Raw genomic sequence first — 23,226 nt, 5'->3', positions numbered from 1 at the left:
GGCCCGCACGTCCACAAGTGCAAGTCCGCATCGTGGAGGAGTGCCTGCGCGTCAGGTGCTGCGCCGCGGAGAAGTCCCTGTACCGCACCTCCTTCGAGCGCCGCTCGCAGGCACTCGCGTTCATCGACAGGGCCATCAACGACGCCCAGCAAAACGCACACGTCTCCTAAGCAGGTTAGTCGATACCGGTGTGATCCGCGATGGTGAATTTCGGCATCACTCCCCTACGTTTCATACCCTTTCCCTACGCCTGCGCCGATGGCCGTGACGGGCAGCGAGGCCGCCGAGCCCGATGAGCTTCACGACGACGACCAGCAGGATGATGGCCCCGGCTCCCCAGCCCCACCACCGCGCGACCGCCAGCACGGATCCGCCCAGGGCGAGGTGCCCGACGACAAACAGCGCCACGATGCCGCCGACTGCCTTGAGGGACCAGCGCCGTGCGCGCCGTGGCGCCTGCTGCGGATGCGAGCCGTCGGTCTCGTCGGCTTCGCCGGGATGAAATCCGCTCACCTCGGATCGCCGCCAGGACACGCTGAGATGATCACGTCTGCCGATTTTTTCGAGGCGTGCGGCGATGAGGCCCTGCATCCGCTGGAGGTCGTCCTCGTTGCTGGCCTCGACGCGCAGTACCAGCGCCTCGGGCGTGGCCCGCAGAGCCCACTGGCCCAAGCTGAGGCGGACCGCCCCCTGGGTCTCGGACCATTCGACATCGCACACCTCAGGGGGCCTGTGCGTGTCACCGCCGCCGTGCGTGCGCGGCCGGTAGTGGGGGCGTTGCCCCATCTGCTGGGTGTGGCGGCAGAGTTGGTCGAGGTAGCGGCTCGCGCGGTCGGTCTCGACGCGGGCCTCGGCGGTCAGCATGGCGTTCCCTTCGGGCTGCTCACCGGGTCAGATCCGGGTGAGAGCGACGAGCCAGGCCCGGATGCCGTCCGGGTCGGTGGTGATGTCGATCGTGCTGGGTTCCATGGAGTCGATACGCCATCCGTCGGCGAACGAGACCTTGATCTCGTCCCGCGTGAGCTTGTGCACCCGGCCCCACTCGCCGGGCTGCCGGTCGCTGAAGCACAGCATGAAGTAGCGGCCGCCCGGCCGCGTCGCGGCCCGCAGGCTGTCGACGTAGGAGGCACGGTCCGCGCCGCCGAAGACATGGAAGAGCCCGCAGTCGAGCACGGTGTCGAAGGACTCCTCGAGGTCGGCCAGCCTCAGGGCGTCCCAGCGGAGGAACCTCGCCGCGCGGCCACGCTCACGCGCCTTCTCCTCGGCGGCGCGCAGGGCTCGGGAGGCGAGGTCGACGCCCGTGGCGTCCAGGCCGACGCCGGCACACATGAGCGCGTGCTCGCCGGTCCCGCAGCCGACGTCCAGTACCCGGCCCTGAATGACGCCCGCGTCGGCGAGAGCGAGGAACGCCGGTTGCGGTCGGCCTATGTCCCAGGGCGGTGGACTGGCGTAGAGGTCGTCGGGCTCCGGCGGCTCGACGGAACCTGGGTGCGGGTGGGGGTAACGGAGTGAGCCGGCCATGCCGGTGTCCTTCCCGTCGCGTCTGCCGTCCGGGGCGTTGCCCGGATCCTCGTGACGGCTACCAGCTTTATGGAGACACTCTGTCTATGTCAATCCATAGTGTCTCCATACCGGCGCCACGTATCCATCGATGAGTACGCAGCCAGGGTGCATCGGGCCCGCGACCCACCGAGCGGGCGGCGGCGCACGCCTTCTCCGGACTGGCTATGATCGCGCCGTGCTCATCGAACGGACGGCTTCAGCCCCGACAGGAGCCCGCACGCGGGCTCCGCGGTTGAGCCGTCTGCTGTGGCTCGCGGCACTGCTGTTCGGGCTGCTGTTCTCTCACGGCCTGCACGGAGAAAGTGCCGCCGGACATCTCGATGCGGGCGTCACCGTGTCACTGACCGCCGCCGAACCGGAGCCCTCCGCCGAGCACGATCACAGTCAGCAGGAGGACGGCGAATCCGCGACGGCCGCACACAACTGCGCGCCGAGCCAGCCGAATGAGGCACTCGACGTGCCTCCGCCCAGCACATCGCCGCTCGAAGTGACCGACGCCTGCCACCTGTTGCCGCGCTCCCGCATGCACGCCGTCGAGGCGGACCCGGACACGAGGCCACCGGGCGCACCGTCCGTATTGCGCATCTAGGCGGACCGAACTCATCTCGCTGCCAGGCCTGTGCCTGCCCTAGCCCGTTTTCAGATCCCTGAAGGGCTTCGTACGCCCCGCGTCGGCAAGCCAGCCATGCACCACGCCCGTTGACCTCCGCCGAACGCCCGGCGTCGCGCTCCCTTGCCCGGCCCGGCCCGGACCGGCCGCCACCCTGCCTTCCCTCGACTCCGAGCCATTGAAAGGCCCTGCCTTGTCCCTCGTCACCGACCACCACTCCCCATCCGCGCCCCAGCAGCCACGCCCCGGAGGCGGCCGAGCGGCCGCCCGTCGCGGCCGCCGCCGCGCCCGCAAACCCGCACCCCTCGGGGGCCGCTACATCGGATACGTGCTGTACTTCGTCGGGGCAGGGCTCATCAGCGGCGCCGTGGTGCACCATCCGCTGGACCCGGCCCGGTACACGAAGATCGCCGTCATCGGGGTACTGGTATTCCTCGCCGCGACGGTGGTCAACGAGTTCCTCCTCGCCACCGACCGCCCGGCACTACGACGCGCGGTCCTCATCATCGCGGCCTCACTGATGCTCTCGTTCGGCATCGGCATGCTCAGCGGCGGCCTGCAGCACTTCGAGGACTTCCCGGATCGGGGTGCCGCGCTGGTCCCCCTGGGGATAGCGGTCTCCTTCATCGCCTTCGTGCTCAAGGACGCGGAGTCCTCCTGGCGCCGCATCTTCGGACCGCTGGGTCTGGCGGTGCTCCTCACGGCCGCCGTCAGCTTCTTCGGCCTGCGGGCGGTGGCGGACGGGCTGGGCGAACCCTCCGGCGAGAGCGGGCACAGCCACGGTGGTGGCACGGAGGAGGAAGCCGACGACGAGCACAGCACCGAGGAGGAGCCCACCGCACCCACCGCCGAGCCCTCGGCGCCGGAATCCAGTGCTCCCCCCGAGGAGGAATCCGGTCACGTAGACGACGGCCACAGCCACTGACCGTCAACGACGCCGGAATCAGCCATCTACTAATGAGCTTAGCTTTGGCCGGGTAACGTAGGCATCGCACTCCCTTCAACGGGGGCGAACCGGAGGGGATATGACCGGATTCACCGACGCCTATGCCCCGAGCAGCACCCCCGGCGCCATTCAAGTCGCCTCCGATATCAAGGAGGACCAGAGCGGGCTCCTGTCGGGGGTCTCCACCTTCGGCTTCATCGCGACGGTGCTGGCTATCGCCTTCGCCGTGGCTCTGATACTGGAGCTGGCATGGCGGGAGAGGCGGCGGCACAGGCGGGAAGAGCCGACGGCATCCGCCTTCGAGCCCGCTTCCCACGAGGGGGACATCTCGCCATAGCCACTCATGCGCCGTCCCCGGGCAGGCCCGGGGACGGCGCGAGGAGAGCGTCAGGCCCGGTAAGCCACGTTCGCCATCATCCCCGCCTCGCCGTGGTACGCGTTGTGGCAGTGCAGCATCCACTGACCCGGGTTGTCGGCGTCGAAGAAGACGGACAGCTTCTTCTTGGGCAGCACGATCGACGTGTCCTTGCGCGGCCCGGCCTCGCCCAGTTGGTACGTGTGCCCGTGCAGGTGCATCGGGTGCCACATGTCGGTGTCATTGACGAAGTCGAGCCGTACACGCTGGCCCTCCTCAATGAGGATCGGGTGGGCGTCAGGGTCGTTCATGTCGAACGGCGTACCGTTGATGGCCCAGTTGTACTTGTCCATGCCGCCGGTCAGCTTGATCTGGTGCGTGACGTCGGCCTTGGCGGACTTCAGGCGTACATCGTCGGCGGCACGCAACTGGGGCGCACCCATGATCATGCCGTCGAGTTCCTTCGGGCGGACCGTCGCCTTCGGCGCGCTCCCCGAGCCAGTGCGCACCAGGGCGAAGCCGGTCGCGTTCTTGCCCTCGGCCAGCGCGACGAGCGGGAAGACCCCGTCGCCGAGGGTGACGAGGACGTCGTACCGCTCCCCCATGCCGACCAACAGGGCGTCCACTTCCTGATGCAGGACCGGGAAGCCGTCAGTGTGCGTGACGGTCAGCTTGTGATCGCCGAGGGCGAGCCGGTAGGCGGTATCCCCGCCCGCGTTGATGATCCGCAGCCGCACTTTCTTGCCGGGCTTTCCGGTGTAGACGTCCGGGTCGGTTGCCACCCGGCCGTTGATCAGGTGGTGCGGGTACTTCACGTCGCCGGCGTCGCCGCCGAGCAGGTCGCTTTCGGCGCCCATGAGCATGAACTTCATGGACATGCCGCCGGACGAGGCTGAGGCCGAGGGGGACGCGGAGTCGCCCATGTCCATCCCGCCCATGTTCCCCATGTCGTGGCCCTCCATACCGCTGGAGCTGGCGCTGGCGCTCTCCCCCATGCCCATACCGCCCATGCCCTGCTTGAGCTCGGCGAAGACCTCGTCGGGAGTGCCGGTGACACCGTCGACCCAGTCGTCGAGAAGGACGACCCACTCGTCGTCGTAGTCCAGTGTCTCGTTGGGGTCCTCGACGATCAGCGGCGCGTACAGGCCGCGGTCGAGCTGGACGCCGACGTGCGGGTGGAAAAAGTACGTACCCGGGGCGTCGGCGACGAACTGGTAGGTGAAGGTGGAGCCGGCCCGGACGGCGGTCTGGGTGGCGGGTGGCACGCCGTCCATGTCGTTGCGCAGCGCGATGCCGTGCCAGTGGATCGACGTGGTCGTCCGGTTCGGGAGCTGGTTGGACAGCTCGGCCACCAGGGTGTCGCCGACGGACAAGCGGACCTCCTTGCCCGGGGTACGGCCGTCGAACGCCCAGGTCTTGGGCATGACGCCGCCGCCCAGGTCGATCATGGCGGTCGCGGCCGTCAAAGTGAGCTTCTGCTGGCGCCCGGTGCCTTTGCGCTTCTTCTCGGCGGCTGCGACCGCCGATCCGGAAGGGTTCACGAGTGCGTTGCTGCCACCGGATCCTGAGCCACTGCTGCACGCGGCGAGCGCGCTCGCGCCGGCGGCTCCCAGTCCGGCGAGCAGGACGGAGCGTCGGTTGATGCTGTTCATGGAGGTTGTGTCCTCTGCCTCGAAACTGCCGATGTGGTCGCGGAGGGACGGCACATCGCGCGCCGTCCGGCGCGGCCTATATGCGCAGTTGCGAGAGCACGGACAGATCTGGCGGGGCTCGGCCGACCGTGGCGCCTGGTGTACGTCCGGCCACGGCCTGGCTCGGATTCACCGACGGGTCGAACGCGGCCTGGGCGGGGCCGGCGAGCTGCACGGAGTCGATGCTCGCCGTGGCGCAGTGCTGCATGCCGGGCGCGGCACACGCGCCGTTGTCGTCGGCGCCACGGGAGGAGCCGTCCGAGACCGACGGTGCTGTCTCATCCGGCATCACGTGAACGCCATGGGCCATGCCCGGCATGGCGGCGTGGGTGGCGCTCGGCATCGACGAGACACCCATCGCGGATGTCTCGTGGTGAACGAGCACGGCCAGCGCGACGCACAGGGTGAGGAACACCCCGTAGGCCCAGCGGACGGCTATGCCGCCACCACGAGCCGTTCGTGCCGTCATGAGCTCCACTCGCCCTCACCGATCACCGGAGTCGACATCCTACCCCCTGGGGGTACCCGACCGTCTCGGTCGTGGACGGTGCCAGCACTACGTGCCGCTTCCTGTTGCACCGCCCACGACCACGCCCCTTGCCCGGTCGCCACCACGGAGACGGCGACGAGCCAGTGAGACGTAACTACGAAATGTACTAGTAGCCACGCACAAGGCGTGGGCACTGCAGACGCATGGCAGTGATCCCCGCCGTGAAATCTCACCGGTCCCTGAACGCTCCCCAATCTCAGGGCGTACTAAGGGCACTAGCAGTTGACAGCTCGAGAGACGCCACGAGTGCTCTGTGCAACGAAGCTGCGTCGGCATCGCAGTCCGGCCGCGCTCAGACGATCGGAGAGGTGAAGATGGGGAGCATGGCGCTAAGTTGGGCCATCGCGGCGATCGCAGCCTTGGTGGCCGCCGTCAGCGCGGTCCGCGTGGTGACCACCAGCGGTGCGGCCCGCCTCGCGGCCGGAGGCGACCTGCTCATGGGCCTGTGCATGGCCGCCATGGCCTTGCCTGCGACGGTCGCCTGGTACGCGGGCTACGGCATGTGGTGGTCGGGAGCGTTTGCTCTCCTCTCTCTCGTAGGCGTGGCGATGGTGGTCAAGCACACGCGCGAGGGCGGATGGAAGCACGGCCGTCACTGGGTGCATCTCATCGTCGGCAGCGTCGGCATGGTGATCATGACGCTTGCCATGACGAGTACGTCGTCCGGCCCAGTCCTCGCCCTGGGGCATTCCTCCATGGCGCACATGCCGGGCATGGAGAGCGCGGCGAGCACTGCGGACACGGCACACAGCCACGAGATGGCCGGCATGGAGTCCATGGAGGGGATGGACTCCGCGCACGGAATGGACATGCACGGCGTGACGCAGGCCGCGGCCGACACCGGCACTGCCTCCGGATCCTCCTCCATGTGGCGGCTGCTGGTCGTGGCGCTCGCTGTGTACTTCGTGCTGTCGATCGGGGCGTCCGTGTGGGCCAGGGCTCGAAGCCCGCGCAAGATCGGCCGGGGCGCCGGGGCTCGGTTCAGCTGGGGTCGCTGGCTGCTCGCCATGCCGGACACGGTGTTCGTCTTCCTGGCGTCCCTGACGACCTCGGCGTGGGACAGGGCCCGTACGGCACAGCGGACCGGTCACGGGCGGCGCCGCAAACTCGGGGCCGCTCCGGAGGCTGCACTGGCGGCCCACATCGGCATGGGCGGGACCATGTCCGCGATGCTGCTGATGATGGCCGTGTGAGGGCTGACCGGCGCTGATCGGCATGGGGTGCCACGGCCCTCCAGGAGGCCGTTTGGCACAAGCGATTCAGGCGCACGGGCGGACTCGGACTCGTGATCCCCGGCCCAGACTGCCCTCGGGCGCCGAACGAAGGGACCTGATCCGATGTCGCCTTCACATCGCCGCCGACGTTCCGTCCCCCTCACCCTCGCAGCAGTCGCCGCCCTGCTGCTCGCAACGGCCTGCTCCAACGGGGACAGCGATCCTTCCCCGGCCCCTCCCAGCGCCACTTCCTCGTCCGCCCCGGCCTCCGCGCCCGAATCCGCGAGCGCGCTCGGGACGTTCACCGCCCCCTCCGAGGCAGGCCGCTACGCCTTCGACTGCACCCTCCACCCGAACATGACGGGCACACTGATCGTCCGTTGAGTCACCGAGGACTTCGGTCGGCGCACGGGCACCGACCGCGGCCACGCCGCCGATGCGTCAGACGACGGGCACGACTGCAATGGACACGCTCGCCGTCGTCCGGGCACGGACCGCCCCAGGGCAGACCCACGGACACGGCCGAGAGCACTCGGAAGTCCTCGTGGGGGTGCACACGCCCCACGGTTCAGGAGGACGACGGGTCAGTGTCTGACTCCCGGGGCAACCCCGGTCACAGGGGCGGCACCGTCCCGGATTCTCACCGGAATTCAGCACGTCGTCGCCTCGATGTGAAGTTGTCGCCACAGGTCGCGGCGCTACTAAGCGAGTTAGCGGATCACCGGATCGGCTGGACAGCGCCGCATGGACAGCACCACAGATACAGAAATACCCCTAGGGGGTATAGTGTTGACGCATCCGGGAGGGCCAGGGAACCACGCCACTCCCGGAGGACGACCCACGCAACCACAGCCTGAGGAAGAAGCCATGACCACTGAGACGAACACCAGCTCCTGCTGCGGCTCCGGTTCCTGCGGCTCCACCGCCGCGGTCGACGTCCAGGGCGTCGGCGTCACCACCGTCTACAAGGTCTCCGGCATGACCTGCGGCCACTGCGAGGGCGCGGTCTCCCAGGAGATCTCCGCACTCGACGGCGTCACCGCGGTCAAGGCCGTCGCCGCGTCCGGCGAGGTCACCGTCACGTCCGCCGCCCCGCTCGACGAGGAGGCCGTCCGCGCCGCCGTCGACGAGGCCGGCTACGAGCTCGTCGGCCGCGCCTGACGATCTCTCCGGGGCCGCCACGGCCCTGGACACGCGAATTCCTCCCGCGCCGGGACGTATCGCTCCGCTGATACGGACGCCGTACGTCCCGGCCTCCCCCTGGAGATACGCAATGACCAGCACGGCTCCCGAAAAGGCCCTACCTGGCACGGCACCCGCGGCCGCGCCTGCCTCCGAGGTCGAGCTTTCCATCGGCGGCATGACCTGCGCCTCGTGCGCCGCCCGCATCGAGAAGAAGCTCAACCGCATGGACGGCGTCACCGCGACCGTCAACTACGCCACCGAGAAGGCGAAGGTCTCGTTCCCGGAAGGTGTCGAGGTCGCAGACCTCATCGCCACCGTCGAGAAGACCGGCTACACCGCCGAGGAGCCGCCCCCGCCCGCATCGGACACAGGAGACGAAGGCGAATCGCAGGCCGCTCCAGCGGCGGACGGCGAGCTGTTGTCCCTGCGCGAGCGCCTGTACATCTCGCTGATTCTCACCGTGCCTGTCGTCCTGATGGCGATGGTCCCGGCCCTGCAGTTCGACAACTGGCAGTGGCTGTCGCTGACCCTTGCGGCTCCCGTCGTGGTCTGGGGCGCCTTCCCGTTCCACAAGGCGGCCTGGACGAACCTGCGGCACGGTGCCGCGACCATGGACACGCTGGTATCCATCGGAACGCTCGCCGCGCTCGGCTGGTCGGTGTGGGCGTTGTTCTGGGGGCATGCCGGGATGCCGGGCATGCGCCACGGCTTCGAGTTCACCGTCTCCCGTGGGGACGGCTCCTCCTCCATCTATCTGGAGGCCGCGGCCGGGGTGACGACGTTCATCCTCACCGGGCGGTATCTGGAGGCTCGCGCCAAGAGGAAGTCGGGTGCGGCACTGCGGGCACTCATGGAGCTGGGCGCGAAGGACGTCGCGGTGCTGCGCGGCGGCAAGGAAGTGCGCGTCCCCGTGGGCCAGTTGGCCGTCGGTGACCGCTTCGTCGTACGGCCCGGGGAGAAGATCGCGACCGACGGCACCGTCGTGGAGGGTGCGTCGGCGGTGGACGCGTCCATGCTGACCGGTGAGTCGGTGCCGGTGGACGTGACCGTCGGGGACGCCGTCACCGGGGCGACCGTGAACGCCGGCGGCCGGCTCGTCGTCGAGGCGACCCGCATCGGCACGGACACGCAGCTCGCGCGGATGGCGAGGCTCGTCGAGGACGCGCAGAACGGCAAGGCCGAGGTGCAGCGCCTCTCCGACCGGATCTCCGGAATCTTCGTACCGGTCGTCATCTTCATCGCGGTCGCCACCTTCGGAGTCTGGCTCGGCGCCACCGGTGACACGGTGTCCGCCTTCACCGCCGCCATCGCCGTCCTGATCATCGCCTGCCCCTGCGCGCTGGGCCTGGCCACGCCGACCGCGCTCATGGTCGGCACCGGCCGCGGCGCTCAGCTCGGCATCCTCATCAAGGGCCCCGAGGTCCTGGAGTCCACCCGCCGCGTCGACACCGTCGTCCTCGACAAGACCGGCACGGTCACCACCGGACGCATGACCCTCCAGGACGTATACGTCGCCCCTGGCGTGGACAAGGACGAACTGCTGCGACTGGCAGGGGCGCTGGAGCACGCCTCCGAGCACCCCATCGCCCAGGCCATCGCGGTCGGCGCGACCGAGCGGACCGGAAGCCTTCCCGTCCCGGAGGATTTCGAGAGCGTCGCCGGCCTCGGCGTCCAGGGCGTCGTCGACGGCCACGCCGTGCTCGTCGGGCGCGAGAAGCTCCTCAAGGAGTGGGCCATCGAACTCCCCCAGGAGCTGGCCGAGGCCAAGGCGGCCGCGGAGGCGGAGGGACGTACGGCGGTTGCCGTCGCCTGGAACGGCGAGGCGCGCGGTGTCCTCACCGTCGCCGACGCCGTCAAGGAGACCAGCGCCGAAGCGGTGGCCGAACTGCGCAGGCTGGGCCTGACGCCCGTACTGCTGACCGGCGACAACCAGTTGGTCGCCGAGTCGGTCGCGAAGTCCGTCGGCATCGACGAGGTCATCGCCGAAGTCCTGCCCCAGGACAAGGTGGACGTGGTCAAGCGGCTGCAGAGCGAGGGCCGTACGGTCGCGATGGTCGGCGACGGTGTCAACGACGCTGCCGCCCTCGCCACAGCCGACCTGGGCCTGGCCATGGGTACCGGCACGGACGCGGCGATCGAAGCGGGCGACCTGACCCTCGTACGCGGCGACCTGCGGGTGGCCGCCGACGCGATCCGCCTGTCCCGCAGGACGCTGGCCACCATCAAGGGCAACCTGTTCTGGGCCTTCGGCTACAACGTCGCGGCCCTGCCGCTGGCCGCCTTCGGCATGCTCAACCCGATGATCGCGGGTGCTGCGATGGCGTTCTCGTCGGTGTTCGTGGTGACCAACAGCCTGCGTCTGCGGTCCTTCAAGTGAGCGCGTGAACGACGCTCCCTCCCCCGCGCCCACACGCTGGACGACTACCGGGGACTCGCCAGAGAGCGTCCACTGCTGGCCGCGAGTCTCGTCATCTGCCTGCTGGGGCTGGTCGGCACCCCGCCCACCGCCGTCTTCCTCGGCAAACTCGAAGCGTTCAGTGCCGCGTTCGACGGCGGCTACGCCTGGCTCGCCGTCCTGGCCGCCGCCAACACCGTGGCCTCGCTCTTCTATTACCTGCGCTGGATCGTGCCCGCGGTCTCCAGGAGCGGGCCGCCGACGTCCGCCGAGGGGAACGGCGCGGCCCACATCGTCGCCTACACCGCTGCGGCGATCTCCCTCGGCCTCGGAATCGCCGGAGGGCCCGTCCTGGATGCATTGGGCTGACGGGTCGGTCACTGACGCCCGCGCTGACCTTCGGCCGCTCGGTCTTTGGTCGTTCCCAGCGCGCGGCGGCGGGGTGTCGACGTCCCCGGGAGGTCCCCGCTGCGACCGGGTGCCTGCCTCGTGCCCACTCAGGTCCACTTGATCTTGTACTTCGGCTCCCGCTCGTGTGTGGGAGACCATGTGACCCCAGTAGGCGTGTTCGACCGAGCACCAGGCTTCGATCTGCCCGCCGAAGAGCCCGGCGACGGCCGGCAGACCCCGGCCTTACTCGGCGAACTGCGGTGAAAGCCTTGTCTCCGCCGGGCTCCTGGTCAACGGCACGGGCTCTCTGTCCGGCCTGGCGAACCTCGGTTACGTCCCGTCGCGATGAACTCCTCATGGGCGAACTGACCGAGGGCTCCTTGGAGCTCACGGCTTCCGCGGTGCGGGTTACGGGTGGGCCCCGCTGCCGGTCTCGGGTACCGGTGTGCCCGGGGGTGTGAACGCGGCGAGCACCGTGGCCGTGATGTGGTCGGCGGCGCGGTCGGAGGTGAGGCGGCCGGCGCGGATCTCGTCTGCCGCGCTGTGCATGACCGCGTGCAGGACGTTGACCATCCAGGCGATCGGCAGGTCGGTGCGGAAGGCTCCCTCGGCACGGCCGCGGGCGACCAGCGCCTCGACCCGGGCGGCGGGCCCGGCGTGCAGCTCGCGGATGCGTCCGGCGGAGAGTTCCCGTTGTGCGGCGACGAGCAGCGCGCGGGCCTGGTCCACCAGGTGCCAGCCGGCCCCGATGTACCGGGCGAGGGCAAGCCGTGGGTCGCCGGTCAGGTCGATCGTGTCCAGGACCTCGTTGCCCCGGTCGATGGCGCGGCTCATCGCCGCGTCGACGACCTCTGCCCGGGAGGCGAAGTGCGCGTACAGCGTCACCCGGCCCACGCCCGCGGCCCGGGCGATCTCGCTCAGGCTCGCCTCCGGGTTCTGTCCGAGGCATTCGGCGGCGGCCTGCACGATCGCCTCAATGCTGCGCAGCGCGTCGGCGCGCTTGGTGGCCGTGGAGTTCTTGCTGCTCATATGTCCACGGTACCCCACTAACTCGTACAGCACCGTTTGGCTTATAACCCTCGGACGTATAACGTGAACAGCCTTGTACGACTTAACGCTGAAGGGTGAGCGCCATGAGCGACACAGAAACCACCACAACACGCGCACCGGATGCACCACATCCGCTGCGCTGGACAGTCCTGGGGCTGCTGGGGCTGGCCCAGCTGATGCTGATCCTCGACATCACCGTGGTCGCGATCGCACTGCCTGACATGGGTGCCGACCTTGACCTCGACCGCGCCGCGCTGACCTGGGTGGTCAGCGGATACGCCCTCACCTTCGGGAGCCTGATGCTGCTCGGCGGCCGGGCCGCGGACCTGTTCGGACCCAAGCAGGTCATCCTGACCGGGCTCGCCGTGTTCACCGCCGCTTCACTGGCCGCCGGACTCGCCACCGGCGCCCCACTGCTGCTCTCCGCACGCATCGCTCAGGGGGCGGGCGCCGCGATGCTCTCGCCCGCCGCTCTGTCCGTGGTGGTGCGGCTCTTCGACGGCGACGAGCGCAACCGCGCGCTGGGCATCTGGTCGGCGCTCGGCGGCGGGGGCGCCGCCCTCGGTGTCCTGCTGGGCGGGCTCATCACGGCCGGTCCGGGCTGGGCCTGGGTCTTCTTCGTCAACGTCCCCGTCGGCCTGGTCGTCCTCGTCGCGCTCGCCCGGATCCTGCCCGGCCTGCCGCGCGCGGCCACCGGCTCCCTCGACATACCCGGCGCCGCCCTCGTCGCCGCCGCGACCGGCGCCCTCATCTACGCCCTGATCCGGGCCGGCGACCACGGCTGGCTGAACATCGTCACCGTGGCCCTGATCGTCGCCGCGGCAGCCGGTTACACAGTGTTCGCCCTCTGGCAGCTCCGGGCGACGGCACCGCTGATGGACCTGCGCCTGCTCGGCCGACGCCCCGTGGTGGCGGGCACCTTCGTCATCGCCGTCACCACGGCGCTGATGGTGGGGGCCTTCTTCCTCGGCTCCTTCTACCTCCAGAACCGCCAGGGCCACGGTGCCCTGATGACCGGCGTGCTGTTCCTGCCGGTGGCGCTGCTGACCATGGCCGCCGCCGCAACCGCCGGCCGGGTGATCGGCCGTCTGGGGGCACGGCTGCTCGCCGTGGTCGCCCTGGCTGTGGCAGCCGCAGGGTTCCTCCTGCCCGTGCTCTGGTCCGGAACCGCCGTGATGGTCACCGGCGTGAGCGTCGCCGCGGCGGGACTGGGCGCCCTGTTCGTCGTCGCATCCGCCACCGCACTCGCCACCGTCGCTCCTCACGAGGCCGGAGTGACGTCGGGGATCGTGAGCACCTTCCACGAGTTCGGCGCCTCGGCCGGCGCCGCAGCCGTCTCCAGCGCCGCCGCCACGAGCATCGCCGCCCACACCGGCACCGGCACCGGCTTCGACGACGCGTTCCTCGTCGCCACGGGCATGGCCGCGGCTTCCGCCGTCATCGTCCTGTGGCTGATCCCTGCCAAGCAGCAGTAGTCGCAAGCCGGCGCGCCCAAAGGCCGGCGGGGGTGGGCTGCACCCAGCACTTCCACGAAGCCGGCAACCGCCCCTTTGGCCCCTGCCGGTCACCGCATCGCAGCGATCCCACCCACGGTGGAGCGGACGTACCGAACGCCCTCGAACCATTCACGGAGGCAATGAATGAACATCGGCAAACGCCGACTGCTCACGGCCGGCATCACCACGGCAACTGTCGGCGCGGCACTGGGCGCAACCCTCCTTATCGACACCCCGCAGCAAGAGAGCGACAGCGGGCGAACCGGCCGTCAGGAAGCGGTCGCCGAACGCGGCCGGACCATGATGCCCTTCGACCTCGAAGAGACCACCCACCACTTCACCCCCACCGAGACGGGCGGGGTCCAGGATGTCGTCGCCGATCAGCCCGACGACGCCAGACAGGTCGACCTCATACGCACCCATCTCCAGCAGGAGGCCAAGTCGTTCGGCCGGGGCGACTTCGGCGACCCCGCCCAGATCCACGGCGATAGCATGCCGGGCCTGAGGGAACTTCAAGAGGGTTACGAGCGTGTCGAGGTGCGCTACCGGGAACGGCCGGACGGGGCCACCCTCACCTATGCCACCGACGAGCCCGCCCTGGTCGACGCACTGCACGACTGGTTCGAAGCCCAGCTCAGCGACCACGGCGGCCACGCCGAAACCGGCCACTGACGAGCCGAGCGTCGGAGCAGGCCCAAGACCCCACACGATCGGAAGAGACCAGCTTGAGCGACCCGTACGAGTTGAGAGTGGGCGTGCCCTCCGTCGAGGCCTTCCGCCGCCTGCGCACCGATGCCGGGCTCTCGGACAAAGACCCGGCAGCGGTTGCCCTCGCCCTGCCCAACACCTGGCATGGGGTAGTTCTCCACCACAAGGGGTCACCCATCGGCATGGGACGGATCATCGGTGACAGCGGCACCGCGTTCCAGATCGTCGACATCTGCGTACACCCCGCACACCAGGGGCGCGGTCTCGGCGCACGCATCATGGCCGCGCTCACCGGCGAGCTGGAGCGCCGAGCGCCCGCCAGCGCCTACGTGTCGCTGATCGCGGACGGCCCCGCGCGCTTTCTATACGAGAAATTCGGCTTCGCGGACACCTCCGCACACGGCTCCATCGGGATGTTCCGCTTGATGCACGGGAGCCATGGGTCGAGCGGGTCACGGGCGGAGCCATGACCGCCACGTCGGGATGCTCCTTCATCATGTCGTCGGTCGTCGCATAGATTGCTGTCGCAAGGGTGTCCACGTCGTTCGTCACAAAACGATCTTGGACACCCTCGTTCTCGTCTCCGCAGGCACCCCTTGGACCACACCACCAGGAGGAACCAGTGTCATACCCGCAACTGCTCACCCCCGAGGAGAAGCTCGCCGACGCGAAGAAGCTGTCGAGCCTCCCGCGTATCGTCGTGATCTGCGGCTCCACCCGCTTCATGACCGAGATGACCGAGGCCGATCTGCGGGAGACCAAAGCCGGAAAGATTGTCGTCAAACCGGGCTGTGACATGAAGTCGCCGCACGAACTTTGGTCCGATCCCGTCGAGGCCGAGGCGCTGAAGGTTCGACTCGACGATCTGCACCGGGCGAAGATCCGGCTCGCCGATGAGGTGCTCATAGTCGGCGACTACATCGGAGACAGCACCCGAGCCGAAATCGCCTACGCCCGGTCGCTGGGCAAGCCCGTGCGGTTCACGCACCCCGAAGTCGACCCTGACGCCTGACCGCCCGCTGCCACCTCGACAACCACGGCCGGCAGCCCGCCCCCTGACCGTCTCGCGGTGGCTCGGCCGCCGCCCACCCCACACTCTCCGCAGACATCCCCTGGAATTGATCATCTAGGTCGTGGGTTGGATGCGGGCGAGTCTTGTCACGAACAGACGCCCACGTCCTGGTCCGCCGGTTCGCCGCCATGCTCGACAACCGTGACGCCGCACCTCTGCCGTCCTGGCTGGACGAGCTTTCCCACAGTGGACTGGTGCGTGACAGAGCCCTGGCACCGCCTGATCACCGTGCATAGGGTTCCCGCTTGACTTCCTCCTCCTCGTGAACGAGGAGGATTCCTACGGCTCGCGCCGTGGGGTTTTCTGCTTCGTCACCGACTGCCCGCCCGGAGAACTCCGTTGAGGTCTTACACCGGCTCCACAGACAGACGCCGCCAGCCCGGCGGCCAGAAGGTTCTTCGCCGCGTTCACGTCCCGGTCATAGGCCGTCCGGGACACCGGCCTGAGTGACCCGAGCTGCCCACCGGAACGCCCCCGAGACCTGGGGACCCGGACGTCACCGATGAACTCGAGGCGGACCAGTGCCGTGCCTTCGGGAGTGATCAGGGCGTACGAGGTCCGGCCGTGCTCGTCGGCCTCGACGGCGGCGGCGCGGATGGTGACCTGTTCGCCCGGACTGTAATGGTGTCCCGCAGGGAACATGACCCCCGCGACTGCAGCAGCTCATGAGGTCCAGATCGGATCATCGGGGGCAGGTCGGCCGGAGAAACGCTGAAGCGGGCCTCCAGCAGGCGAGAGTCGGCGGCGTGCCGTGACGATGAAGTTGTTCTGGGCTGATTCCACGTGTGAACGCAGATCGAACCAGTTCTCTTCGGGGGTCAGGCCGCGTTTGACCTTGGTGTGAAGACGCCATATCTGTTCGTCAAGGACGTGAGCTGCTTCCGCGATGTCCTTGTCGGCGACGAGATTCACCATGCTCAGGGCTTCATTCCATGGCCGCCAGTCGATCGTGGTCCGGTGTACGACGCCTTGAGGGACGGAGCTGGGGCGAGCTGATTGTCGGCGGCGGCTGAATCCTGACCCGGTGTGGGCGGTCGAGTTCTGACCCACCGGGTCTGGTTGCCGGTGTTCAGTCGGTGTCGTGTGTGGCGGTGGGGACGCGTCCGAGTTGGCGTCCGCGCATGCGGTAGGAGTCGCCTTTGAGGGAGTGGACCTCGGCGTGGTGGACGAGGCGGTCGATCATGGCGGCGGCCACGGTCTCGTCGCCGAAGACCTCGCCCCAGCGTCCGAAGGGTTTGTTGCTCGTGACGATCACACTCGCTCTCTCGTATCTGTTCGAGACCAGTTGGAAGAACAGGTTCGCGGCCTCGGATTCGAAGGGGATGTAGCCGACCTCGTCGACCACGATCAGCGGATAGCGGGACAGTTTGGTGAGCTCGGCCTGGAGATGTCCGGCGTGATGGGCGGCGGCCAGACGGTCCACCCATTCGGCGGCGGTGGCGAACGCAACCCGGTGGCCGGCCTGGCAGGCGCGGACCGCGAGTCCGATCGCCAGGTGTGTCTTCCCGGTCCCCGGCGGTCCCAGAAAAACGGCGTTCTCCTTCGCGGCGATGAAGTCCAACGTGCCCAGATGCGCGAGCTGTTGGCGCGTTATGCCGCGCAGATGGGTGACGTCGAGTTCCTCGATCGTCTTGATCGCGGGGAAGCGGGCGGTGCGGATGCGCGCCTCGCCGCCGTGGGACTCGCGGGCGGAGACCTCCCGCTGGAGGCAGGCGACGAGGAACTCGGTGTGTGTCCAGGTCTCCTTCAAGGCGCGTTCAGCCAGGCGTTCGGCGGCGTCCAGTAGAGCCGGGGCCTTCATCGCCCGAGCCAGGAAGGACAGGTCGGCGGCGGTCTGACGGCCGGTCCGGGGCGACGCCGCGGCGGTGGTCTTGGTGGTGGCGGGCATCAGGAGACCTCCGGATCATCGGCCTGGCCGCCGCCCTCGATGAGGGTGAACATGCGGTCATAGGAGTCGAGTTGGCGCTGTTCAACCTCGACGACGTTGGCTGCGGTGACGGCGTTGTGCCGGCGGGCGGCCTGGGCCTGGGAGGCTTGGTGGTGGCGGTAGTCGCCGCGCAGAACGGCGGCGGCGCGGGCATGGACCGGGTCGGTGATGGTCTGCTGCTTGGCCCAGCACCGCGGATGGCGGGCGACTTCCGCCCCGCCGGGCGTGAGAGTCACGACGACCTCGTCGGTGTCGGTGCGGACCTGGACTTTCTTGCCGATGGCCAGGGGGTGCACGGAGTAGTCGCAGGTGTCGACGCGGATGTAGTGGTCGCGGCCGATGCGGGTCGAAAAGCGCCACCAGCGCGGCGGGTCGACCGGCGGCAGGGCGAGCATCTGGGCCCGGTCAGCTTCCCACCGGTCGACGGGGCGGGCGCCCAGAGTGCGGTGCTGGCGCCGGTTGGCGATGGACAGCCAGGTGGTCAGCTGGGTGTTGAAGTCGTCGGGCCCGGTGAAGGTGCGGCCCGGCAGGAAGCTCGTCTCCAGGTAACCGTTGGCCCTCTCCACCAGCCCCTTCGCTTCGGGATCGCGGGGCCTGCAGAGGTAGATCCGGGTGGCGAGCAGGCCCGCGAACGCGGCGAAGTCGCCGGTCACCCTGCCGCGGCCGATGCCGGCCTCGTTGTCCCAGACCAGCATCCGCGGGACCGCGTTCCAGCCGGTCAGCAGCTTCCAGTGGCCGTCGATCAGGTCGCCGGTGGTGCGGGTGGGCAGCATCCGCGCGGCGATGATCCGCGAGTAACCGGACACCATCACGAGGACGGGAGGGCGGCCGGACTGGCCGTAGCCGAGCGGGATGTCGACGGGCGGGAACCACAGGTCGCACTGGGCGAGCTCGCCGGGCTGATAGGTGGTGCGTGAGACCGGATCCACAGGCAAATAGGCGGGCCGCAGCTCGCGTACGCGTTCTTTGAGGACGGTCATGCCGCGGTCCCAGCCGATCCGTTCGGCGATCACGGTCGCCGGCATCGTCGGGGTCTGCTTCAAAAGCTCCCGGATCTGCGGCTCGACCGCGTCGACCGCCGAGCCCTTCGCGGGCCGGGAGTAGACCGGCGGCCGGTCGGTGGCCAGGGCCCGTTTCACGGTGTTCTTCGAGATGCCCAGCTGCCGGGCGATCGCCCTGATCGGCATCTGCTCGGCCCGGTGCAGCCTGCGGATCTCTGCCCAGTCCTCCACGGAAATCACCCTCTTCTCCTGACCTTCGATCAAGATCAGGTTGGTCAGAAGACCACGAAGTGGGTCAGTTTTGATCCGCCGTCAGAGGGTCACGATTCACCCGTCGCCGACACTGATTCCGCCTCACTGAGGCTCACGAGTAATCCTGATGATTCGCGGAGTACCCGTGCACACGTTGCTGCCAACTGCTCCCGGGCCCAATGTCTGTCTTGGGCTCTCCTGCTGACCGCGCTCCCTGCAAAGACACCTATCAGCGTGGTCGCGGCGGCCCCGGCAGGGGCGGCAAGCAAGCTCCACAGCGCAGACATGGGACCTAGTCTGAAGCCATTGAGTGGTGTGCATCGTGAAGCTGCTGGTCACGGGTCTGGTGTGCGTGGGGTTCGGGGTACTCACGCTGGCCGCGGGCGGATGACTTCGGTGAAGATCGTCGGTCACCGGGAGATTTCGCGGTTCGTGAGAACGAGCAGGGCCCTGACCAGGGCGGTTGCCCACTTCGGGTCGGTGCGGACCTTGCCGAGCACGCGCCAGTTCTTGAGGTGGGCGAAGCCGTGCTCGACCGGGGCCCTGACGGCCGCCAACGCCTTGTTGGCCAGCTTCTGACCATGCGTCAGGGGCCGGTTCCGGGCCGCCTTGTAACCGGTGATCACCGCCGGGTCGGTGTCCGGGGCGCTGTCGTCGAGTCCGACGAAGCCCAGGTCGGCGATGGCTCCGAGGCCAGCCGCACGCAGCTTCTGCGTGAGACGGTCGTGCCGGCAGGCGGTGATCTCCGAGGTCCGTCCGGGCCGGGCAGCCGAGACCCACAGCAGTCGCCCCCGGTCGTCGGTGAGCGCGATCACGAGCAGACCGTGGCACTTGTTCTTGCCGGAGTAGTTCTTGCGGTTCTCCTTCCCGGTCCTGCGCCGGGTGCGGATGACGGATCCGTCCAGCAGTACGATGCCACCGCCCTTTCGTGTGATCTTCTTCAGCGCGCGATCCAGACGCGGAGCGCGGGCGGCCAGCAGGCCGACGACTTCCCTCACCCACCGGGTCACGGTGGTGCGGTGTATTCCGTTGCCCCCGGCCAGATCGCCCGGCCGCTGGTCACAACGCAGCACCGCGAGCACGATGCCCGCGATCCTCCCGGCGGGCAGGGCCCGCCACCGGGAGCCGATCTTCTTCAAGTGGCCGCGTATCAGGTCGGCGAGATAGTTCAGGGTGGCGCTCGACAGCGGCAGGCGGGCGGTGTAGACAAGGCCGTCAGGGCCCTCGACGGTGCTGTTGGCTTTCTTCACACCAAACTCAACTGCCGCCGGGGGCCCGCCGGTTACGTCCTGCCGGCAGCGGCCCGCGACGCCGTCACCGGCGTGCGGTGAAGCGGCCGTCGGGCCGTTTGTGCAGCCAGCCGCGGTCGGCGAGCTTGGTCATCTTCGCGCGCAAGGGCTCCAGCTTGCCGCGCATCGAGGCGTCCAGGCCCAGCCGTTCGCCGACCGCTCTGACCTGCACCGGGCCGTCGGCGTCCCGCACCATCGCCAGGATCTTGCGGTAGTCCTCGGGCAGCGCGGCCTCGTCAGGATTCTCGCTGCGATGCGGGATCAGCAGCACCGCCCGCCCCGCCACCCGGGCCGGGGCCGGGGCCGGGGCGACAGCCGAAGCCCGGTCCTGTTCGGCCAGCCGGTTCAGGACCCGCTCAGCAACCGCCAGTTCCTCCCGCTCGACCTGGGCCTCGTGCAGCTGCTTGGTCAACTCCTCGACCAGCGTGTCCAGTTCGCCCCGGCGGGCCACGATCCGCTCCAGCTCCCGCATTCCCACGCCCCCTCATGGTCTCCCGCCACACCGGCCCGGCGACGGATCGTAGGAGCGGCCCGGCGGTCGGCGCAGCAGAACCCGAAAACGGCTCCGGCCGACAGGCCAGACGATCTTCGCGAGGGACACCGGCCGACGACCAGCATGAGTACCCCGATCGTCCCGCACACCAGACCCATGACCTGCAACTTCACGATGCACGGGTCTCATTGGGCGGTCACGAACCCGCGGACAGGACAGCCCAGGTCGAGTGCGCGGCCAACTAGAGGCTCCGCCTGGCCAAGTAGCGGGCTCCACCGCTCCCACTGACTGAGCCGCCTTGAGCGGCTCAGTCACCGCTGGTGCAGCTGAGATCAGAGGAACAGACACCCGCTCTCACAGCGCGATCGGTCGGTACTGCTGAGCCTCATCGACGATCTGCTCCGCAGAGGCGTCGTGCAGGTTGTCCGAGGGATGGAAGACCAGGTCGCTCACCCCGGGATGCGCCACGTTCGCCTCCAGGAGCCGTAGATAGTAGGAGTTGTCCGGGGCGGCCATCAGGAGTCTGCGAACGATCTCAACCAGTTCGTCCCGGGTGACGTCCGCAACCCGTGGAGGAGCCGGCCTGGCCGCATCCCGCGCGAACTCCTCCACACTCCTGCATCCGGCGTACTCGGCGAAGTCGAGCGCCCCATAGTCGTGACCGGTCATCGCGTTGAAAGCCGCGATCGCCTCGCCCGCCACCTCAACGCCGGCTTCCAACAGGCCCGCGATCCGCTCCACCTCTGCGCACAGCTCATCTAACCGCTGCCGACTCACAGGCGGGGGCAACAACTCCGCTCTCAGGTCCACAACCCGCATTGTGTCCGTCAGTGCCGACACTCCCGCTCCGAGCCCTACAGGCGCTGCCAGTCTTCGGCTCGGGCACGGAATTTGAGGGACCGTCACGGAACGTCAGCGGGCGGGCCGCTGCGCGACTGTGATCACACCTGTTCTTGCTAGATCCTGATATCCGTGGGATGGAACTTGCGGACGGTCGTCCAGACGCGTGAAGCCGAAGGTCGTCGGCCCAGCGGTCGAGTTCGTCGTCCGTGTCGTGGAAGAACCAGGGCATGAAGACCATCGGTTCCCGCAGCTGAGGCATTGGGAGGGCTCACTGGGTGCTGGTGCTCTCGCGCTTGGCAGTCAGGCTGGCTGGACTTGGTCGAAGAGGGCGAGGGCTTGAGTGGGGTCCGGGCTCACGAGGCGTTCCAGACCGGCCGTCGTGATCTTCGCCCACCTGCTGGCCCGTGCCCACATCTGTTCCTCGAAGGCGCGGACGGCCTCGTCCAGATCTCCAGGGCCGGTGGCGATGGACTCGGCGAGTTCGGCGCCTTCCAGCATCGCGAGGTTCGCGCCCGCCCCCAATGGGGGCATCAGGTGGGCGGCGTCGCCCAGTAGCGTCACCCCGGGGACGTGGGTCCAGGTGTGGGACACGGGCAGGGTGTAGAAGGGGCGGGGGACGAAAGCGGTGCCGTGGCGGAGGAGGTCGAGGACGGGAGCGGCCCAGCCGTCGAACAGGGCCAGCAGGCTCGATCGCACGGCCTCGACGTCGGCCAGGTCCAGGTGTGTGTGCCAGTCCAGCGGCGCGCGGAATTTGGTGTACACCTTGACGTGGCCGCCGCTGTTGCGCTGGGCGACGAGGGAGCGGTTCACGCCGTACACAGCCACGGAACCGTCGCCGATCAGCCGGGCGAGGTCAGGATGGCGGGTGTCGACGTCGTCGAGGGAGGTCTCGACCGAGGTGACGCCGGTGTAGTGCGGCGTGGCCGACGAGACTGCCGGGCGGATCCGGGACCAGGCGCCGTCCGCGCCGATCACGAGGTCGAACGTCTCCTGTCGCCCGTCCGCGAAATGGACCAGTACGCCATCCCGGGTCCCCGGCACCACCTGCGTCACGCTCCGGCCCCACTGGACGTCGAGAGGGCCGAGCAGCAGGTCACGGAGTTGCCCGCGGTCGATCTCGGGGTTGGCCCGGTCATCTGGACGGGGGCGCCAGTCGCGCAGGACGGTCCCGTCCGCGTCCAGGATGCGCATGGCCTGCCCCTCAGGACGGGACAGCGCCTGGAACTCCGCCAGCAGCCCCGCCTTGTCCAGCGCGAGCTGGCCCAGCCCTTCGTGCAGATCCAGCGTGCCGCCCAGGGGGCGGGCGTCGGGGGCGGGATCGCGTTCGAGGACGGCGACGGGGTAGCCATGGCGGTGCAGGACACGGGCGAAGGTGAGGCCGGCAGGGCCGCTCCCGACCACAGCGATACGATGTCTCATGTCGATACACCGTATTTCCTCGATACGATGTATCGCAACAGTACGATGTGCACATGACTGTCTGGGACCGGCCGGAGCCGCCAACTCGCCCCGCACCGCTCGACCGGGAGCGGATCGTCGCCGCCGCCATCGCGCTCGCAGACGAGGGCGGCCTCGAGGCGGTGTCGTTGCGCAAGGTCGCCGCCCGGCTGGATGCCGGCCCGATGCGGCTGTACGGATACATCGCCACCAAGCAGGAGCTGTTCGACCTCATGGTGGACGAGGTCCACGCCGAGCTTCTCCCGGAGGAGCAGCCCGGTGACTGGCGGGAGGCGCTGAGCGGCCTCGCCCACCGCACCAGGCAGACCGCTCTCCGTCATCAATGGCTGGCCGACCTGCTCGGCGGCCGCCCGGCCCTGGGCCCGAACGGCCTCGCCGTGGCCGAGTACACGCTCGCAGCCCTCGACGGCCTCGCCGACATCGACACCGTCATGCGCACCGTGGAGACTGTCAGCGCCTACTTCACCGGCGCGATCCGACGCGAGATCGCCAACCTGCGGGCCGAGCGCGTCACGGGCCTGTCCAAGCACGACTGGCAGCGCGCATCTGGCCCGCATCTGATGAAAATGCTGGCCACGGGCCGCTTCCCGACGGTGTCCAAGGCCGTGTACGACGGCACGGACGTGGACGCCGAGGCATCCTTCGCGACCGGCCTGGACTGGGTCCTCGACGCCGTGGCCGCCAAACTCACCCTGCCTCCGGCGTGACGGTCAGCTCCTGCCGAATGTGAGCGACGTC

The 23,226-nt window shown here is 69.0% G+C and carries 25 protein-coding genes, 2 pseudogenes and 1 riboswitch; of the genes and pseudogenes, 14 read left to right on the top strand and 13 right to left on the bottom strand.

What is annotated here, in order from left to right; all coding sequences use genetic code 11:
- Window positions 1–17: 17 nt before the first annotated feature.
- Window positions 18–170 carry a hypothetical protein gene (locus OHU89_RS46950; RefSeq protein WP_405652261.1) on the top strand — a complete coding sequence of 51 codons (153 nt, stop codon included), beginning with the start codon at window positions 18–20 and terminating at the stop codon, window positions 168–170.
- Window positions 171–231: 61 nt separating this feature from the next.
- Here OHU89_RS46950 and OHU89_RS46945 read toward each other — a convergent pair whose 3' ends face one another.
- Both OHU89_RS46945 and OHU89_RS46940 read right to left on the bottom strand, forming a co-directional pair.
- Entirely contained in the window at window positions 232–864 is a 633-nt protein-coding gene (locus OHU89_RS46945; protein WP_405652259.1) for a DUF2218 domain-containing protein, read from the bottom strand.
- A 27-nt stretch (window positions 865–891) separates the two neighbouring features.
- Window positions 892–1,521, bottom strand: a complete 630-nt coding sequence (locus tag OHU89_RS46940; protein ID WP_405652257.1) for a class I SAM-dependent methyltransferase — start codon at window positions 1,519–1,521, stop codon at window positions 892–894.
- Window positions 1,522–1,795: 274 nt separating this feature from the next.
- Between OHU89_RS46940 and OHU89_RS46935 the strand changes: the two genes are divergently transcribed.
- The 3 genes from OHU89_RS46935 (at window position 1,796) to OHU89_RS46925 (ending at window position 3,456) form a co-directional block, all read left to right on the top strand.
- Window positions 1,796–2,152, top strand: a complete 357-nt coding sequence (locus OHU89_RS46935; RefSeq protein ID WP_405652254.1) for a hypothetical protein — start codon at window positions 1,796–1,798, stop codon at window positions 2,150–2,152.
- A gap of 214 nt (window positions 2,153–2,366) precedes the next feature.
- Window positions 2,367–3,098 carry a hypothetical protein gene (locus OHU89_RS46930; RefSeq protein WP_405652252.1) on the top strand — a complete coding sequence of 244 codons (732 nt, stop codon included), beginning with the start codon at window positions 2,367–2,369 and terminating at the stop codon, window positions 3,096–3,098.
- A 100-nt stretch (window positions 3,099–3,198) separates the two neighbouring features.
- Complete coding sequence (locus OHU89_RS46925) at window positions 3,199–3,456, top strand: hypothetical protein (RefSeq protein WP_405652250.1); 258 nt, start codon at window positions 3,199–3,201, stop codon at window positions 3,454–3,456.
- A gap of 50 nt (window positions 3,457–3,506) precedes the next feature.
- On the opposite strand, the gene OHU89_RS46920 is transcribed toward OHU89_RS46925, so the two are convergent.
- Window positions 3,507–5,126, bottom strand: coding sequence for a multicopper oxidase family protein (locus tag OHU89_RS46920; protein WP_405652248.1), 1,620 nt, complete (start codon window positions 5,124–5,126; stop codon window positions 3,507–3,509).
- Between the two features lie 76 nt (window positions 5,127–5,202).
- Window positions 5,203–5,634, bottom strand: a complete 432-nt coding sequence (locus OHU89_RS46915) for a DUF6153 family protein (RefSeq protein WP_405652246.1) — start codon at window positions 5,632–5,634, stop codon at window positions 5,203–5,205.
- 404 nt (window positions 5,635–6,038) lie between these two features.
- On the opposite strand from OHU89_RS46915, the gene OHU89_RS46910 reads away from it, so the two are divergent.
- The 5 genes and pseudogenes from OHU89_RS46910 to OHU89_RS46890 all read left to right on the top strand — a co-directional run.
- Entirely contained in the window at window positions 6,039–6,908 is an 870-nt protein-coding gene (locus OHU89_RS46910; protein ID WP_405652244.1) for a DUF5134 domain-containing protein, read from the top strand.
- 144 nt (window positions 6,909–7,052) lie between these two features.
- The gene (locus tag OHU89_RS46905) at window positions 7,053–7,313 is read left to right on the top strand and encodes a hypothetical protein (RefSeq protein WP_405652242.1); all 261 of its coding nucleotides are present in this window, start codon (window positions 7,053–7,055) and stop codon (window positions 7,311–7,313) included.
- Window positions 7,314–7,519: 206 nt separating this feature from the next.
- Window positions 7,520–7,577: riboswitch (cobalamin riboswitch) on the bottom strand.
- 219 nt (window positions 7,578–7,796) lie between these two features.
- Entirely contained in the window at window positions 7,797–8,090 is a 294-nt protein-coding gene (locus OHU89_RS46900) for a heavy-metal-associated domain-containing protein (protein ID WP_266883126.1), read from the top strand.
- Between the two features lie 112 nt (window positions 8,091–8,202).
- Complete coding sequence (locus tag OHU89_RS46895) at window positions 8,203–10,491, top strand: heavy metal translocating P-type ATPase (protein WP_405652239.1); 2,289 nt, start codon at window positions 8,203–8,205, stop codon at window positions 10,489–10,491.
- Between the two features lie 15 nt (window positions 10,492–10,506).
- Window positions 10,507–10,878 (top strand): annotated as a pseudogene (locus OHU89_RS46890) (proton-conducting transporter membrane subunit); the annotation flags it as partial.
- Window positions 10,879–11,307: 429 nt separating this feature from the next.
- On the opposite strand, the gene OHU89_RS46885 reads toward OHU89_RS46890, so the two are convergent.
- Window positions 11,308–11,928: a TetR/AcrR family transcriptional regulator gene (locus OHU89_RS46885; protein ID WP_266883147.1), complete on the bottom strand. Its 621-nt coding sequence runs from the start codon at window positions 11,926–11,928 to the stop codon at window positions 11,308–11,310.
- A 104-nt stretch (window positions 11,929–12,032) separates the two neighbouring features.
- Here OHU89_RS46885 and OHU89_RS46880 point away from each other — a divergent pair, with 104 nt between their 5' ends.
- The 4 genes from OHU89_RS46880 to OHU89_RS46865 all read left to right on the top strand — a co-directional run bounded on the left by OHU89_RS46880 (window position 12,033) and on the right by OHU89_RS46865 (window position 15,165).
- Complete coding sequence (locus OHU89_RS46880; protein ID WP_405652237.1) at window positions 12,033–13,424, top strand: MFS transporter; 1,392 nt, start codon at window positions 12,033–12,035, stop codon at window positions 13,422–13,424.
- A gap of 165 nt (window positions 13,425–13,589) precedes the next feature.
- Window positions 13,590–14,117: an aspartate carbamoyltransferase gene (locus tag OHU89_RS46875; RefSeq protein ID WP_405652235.1), complete on the top strand. Its 528-nt coding sequence runs from the start codon at window positions 13,590–13,592 to the stop codon at window positions 14,115–14,117.
- Between the two features lie 53 nt (window positions 14,118–14,170).
- Complete coding sequence (locus OHU89_RS46870) at window positions 14,171–14,623, top strand: GNAT family N-acetyltransferase (RefSeq protein WP_405652233.1); 453 nt, start codon at window positions 14,171–14,173, stop codon at window positions 14,621–14,623.
- 152 nt (window positions 14,624–14,775) lie between these two features.
- Window positions 14,776–15,165: a hypothetical protein gene (locus OHU89_RS46865; protein ID WP_405652231.1), complete on the top strand. Its 390-nt coding sequence runs from the start codon at window positions 14,776–14,778 to the stop codon at window positions 15,163–15,165.
- A gap of 339 nt (window positions 15,166–15,504) precedes the next feature.
- On the opposite strand, the pseudogene OHU89_RS46860 reads toward OHU89_RS46865, so the two are convergent.
- The 8 genes and pseudogenes from OHU89_RS46860 to OHU89_RS46825 form a co-directional block, all read right to left on the bottom strand.
- Window positions 15,505–15,654: pseudogene (locus OHU89_RS46860) on the bottom strand (RNA-guided endonuclease TnpB family protein); the annotation flags it as partial.
- A 234-nt stretch (window positions 15,655–15,888) separates the two neighbouring features.
- Window positions 15,889–16,140 carry a hypothetical protein gene (locus tag OHU89_RS46855; RefSeq protein WP_405652229.1) on the bottom strand — a complete coding sequence of 84 codons (252 nt, stop codon included), beginning with the start codon at window positions 16,138–16,140 and terminating at the stop codon, window positions 15,889–15,891.
- 154 nt (window positions 16,141–16,294) lie between these two features.
- Complete coding sequence (istB, locus tag OHU89_RS46850) at window positions 16,295–17,113, bottom strand: IS21-like element helper ATPase IstB (RefSeq protein WP_405652227.1); 819 nt, start codon at window positions 17,111–17,113, stop codon at window positions 16,295–16,297.
- Window positions 17,113–18,393 (bottom strand): IS21 family transposase, encoded by a 1,281-nt coding sequence (istA, locus tag OHU89_RS46845; RefSeq protein ID WP_405652225.1) that lies wholly within the window; start codon window positions 18,391–18,393, stop codon window positions 17,113–17,115. The genes istB and istA overlap by 1 nt, the downstream gene beginning before the upstream one ends.
- A gap of 422 nt (window positions 18,394–18,815) precedes the next feature.
- Window positions 18,816–19,655: a transposase family protein gene (locus OHU89_RS46840; protein WP_405652223.1), complete on the bottom strand. Its 840-nt coding sequence runs from the start codon at window positions 19,653–19,655 to the stop codon at window positions 18,816–18,818.
- 64 nt (window positions 19,656–19,719) lie between these two features.
- A complete protein-coding gene (locus OHU89_RS46835; RefSeq protein ID WP_405654962.1) occupies window positions 19,720–20,166 on the bottom strand; it encodes a hypothetical protein in 447 nt (148 codons plus the stop codon).
- Window positions 20,167–20,541: 375 nt separating this feature from the next.
- On the bottom strand, window positions 20,542–21,006 hold the full coding sequence (locus OHU89_RS46830) for a hypothetical protein (RefSeq protein WP_405654960.1): 465 nt from the start codon (window positions 21,004–21,006) through the stop codon (window positions 20,542–20,544).
- A gap of 324 nt (window positions 21,007–21,330) precedes the next feature.
- A complete protein-coding gene (locus OHU89_RS46825; protein ID WP_405652221.1) occupies window positions 21,331–22,449 on the bottom strand; it encodes an FAD-dependent oxidoreductase in 1,119 nt (372 codons plus the stop codon).
- A 53-nt stretch (window positions 22,450–22,502) separates the two neighbouring features.
- Here OHU89_RS46825 and OHU89_RS46820 point away from each other — a divergent pair, with 53 nt between their 5' ends.
- Entirely contained in the window at window positions 22,503–23,195 is a 693-nt protein-coding gene (locus OHU89_RS46820) for a TetR/AcrR family transcriptional regulator (RefSeq protein ID WP_405652219.1), read from the top strand.
- Window positions 23,196–23,226: the final 31 nt, after the last annotated feature.

It is taken from the genome of Streptomyces sp. NBC_00019 (assembly GCF_045041015.1).
Lineage (GTDB): Bacteria > Actinomycetota > Actinomycetes > Streptomycetales > Streptomycetaceae > Streptomyces.
Note: the sequence above shows the minus strand (reverse complement) of the source record. Positions and strands in the feature narration are given on the sequence as shown.

Excerpts from the sequence above, each read along its gene's own strand:
- OHU89_RS46895 (WP_405652239.1), top strand. The coding sequence starts at position 8,203 with ATGACCAGCACGGCTCCCGAAAAGGCCCTACCTGGCACGGCACCCGCG.
- OHU89_RS46885 (WP_266883147.1), bottom strand. The coding sequence starts at position 11,928 with ATGAGCAGCAAGAACTCCACGGCCACCAAGCGCGCCGACGCGCTGCGC.
- OHU89_RS46900 (WP_266883126.1), top strand. The coding sequence starts at position 7,797 with ATGACCACTGAGACGAACACCAGCTCCTGCTGCGGCTCCGGTTCCTGC.
- OHU89_RS46835 (WP_405654962.1), bottom strand. The coding sequence starts at position 20,166 with ATGCGGGAGCTGGAGCGGATCGTGGCCCGCCGGGGCGAACTGGACACG.
- OHU89_RS46910 (WP_405652244.1), top strand. The coding sequence starts at position 6,039 with ATGGCGCTAAGTTGGGCCATCGCGGCGATCGCAGCCTTGGTGGCCGCC.
- OHU89_RS46820 (WP_405652219.1), top strand. The coding sequence starts at position 22,503 with ATGACTGTCTGGGACCGGCCGGAGCCGCCAACTCGCCCCGCACCGCTC.
- OHU89_RS46875 (WP_405652235.1), top strand. The coding sequence starts at position 13,590 with ATGAACATCGGCAAACGCCGACTGCTCACGGCCGGCATCACCACGGCA.
- OHU89_RS46880 (WP_405652237.1), top strand. The coding sequence starts at position 12,033 with ATGAGCGACACAGAAACCACCACAACACGCGCACCGGATGCACCACAT.
- OHU89_RS46905 (WP_405652242.1), top strand. The coding sequence starts at position 7,053 with ATGTCGCCTTCACATCGCCGCCGACGTTCCGTCCCCCTCACCCTCGCA.
- OHU89_RS46825 (WP_405652221.1), bottom strand. The coding sequence starts at position 22,449 with ATGAGACATCGTATCGCTGTGGTCGGGAGCGGCCCTGCCGGCCTCACC.
- OHU89_RS46945 (WP_405652259.1), bottom strand. The coding sequence starts at position 864 with ATGCTGACCGCCGAGGCCCGCGTCGAGACCGACCGCGCGAGCCGCTAC.
- istB (WP_405652227.1), bottom strand. The coding sequence starts at position 17,113 with ATGCCCGCCACCACCAAGACCACCGCCGCGGCGTCGCCCCGGACCGGC.
- OHU89_RS46915 (WP_405652246.1), bottom strand. The coding sequence starts at position 5,634 with ATGACGGCACGAACGGCTCGTGGTGGCGGCATAGCCGTCCGCTGGGCC.
- OHU89_RS46925 (WP_405652250.1), top strand. The coding sequence starts at position 3,199 with ATGACCGGATTCACCGACGCCTATGCCCCGAGCAGCACCCCCGGCGCC.
- OHU89_RS46920 (WP_405652248.1), bottom strand. The coding sequence starts at position 5,126 with ATGAACAGCATCAACCGACGCTCCGTCCTGCTCGCCGGACTGGGAGCC.
- OHU89_RS46855 (WP_405652229.1), bottom strand. The coding sequence starts at position 16,140 with ATGGTGAATCTCGTCGCCGACAAGGACATCGCGGAAGCAGCTCACGTC.
- OHU89_RS46940 (WP_405652257.1), bottom strand. The coding sequence starts at position 1,521 with ATGGCCGGCTCACTCCGTTACCCCCACCCGCACCCAGGTTCCGTCGAG.
- OHU89_RS46830 (WP_405654960.1), bottom strand. The coding sequence starts at position 21,006 with ATGCGGGTTGTGGACCTGAGAGCGGAGTTGTTGCCCCCGCCTGTGAGT.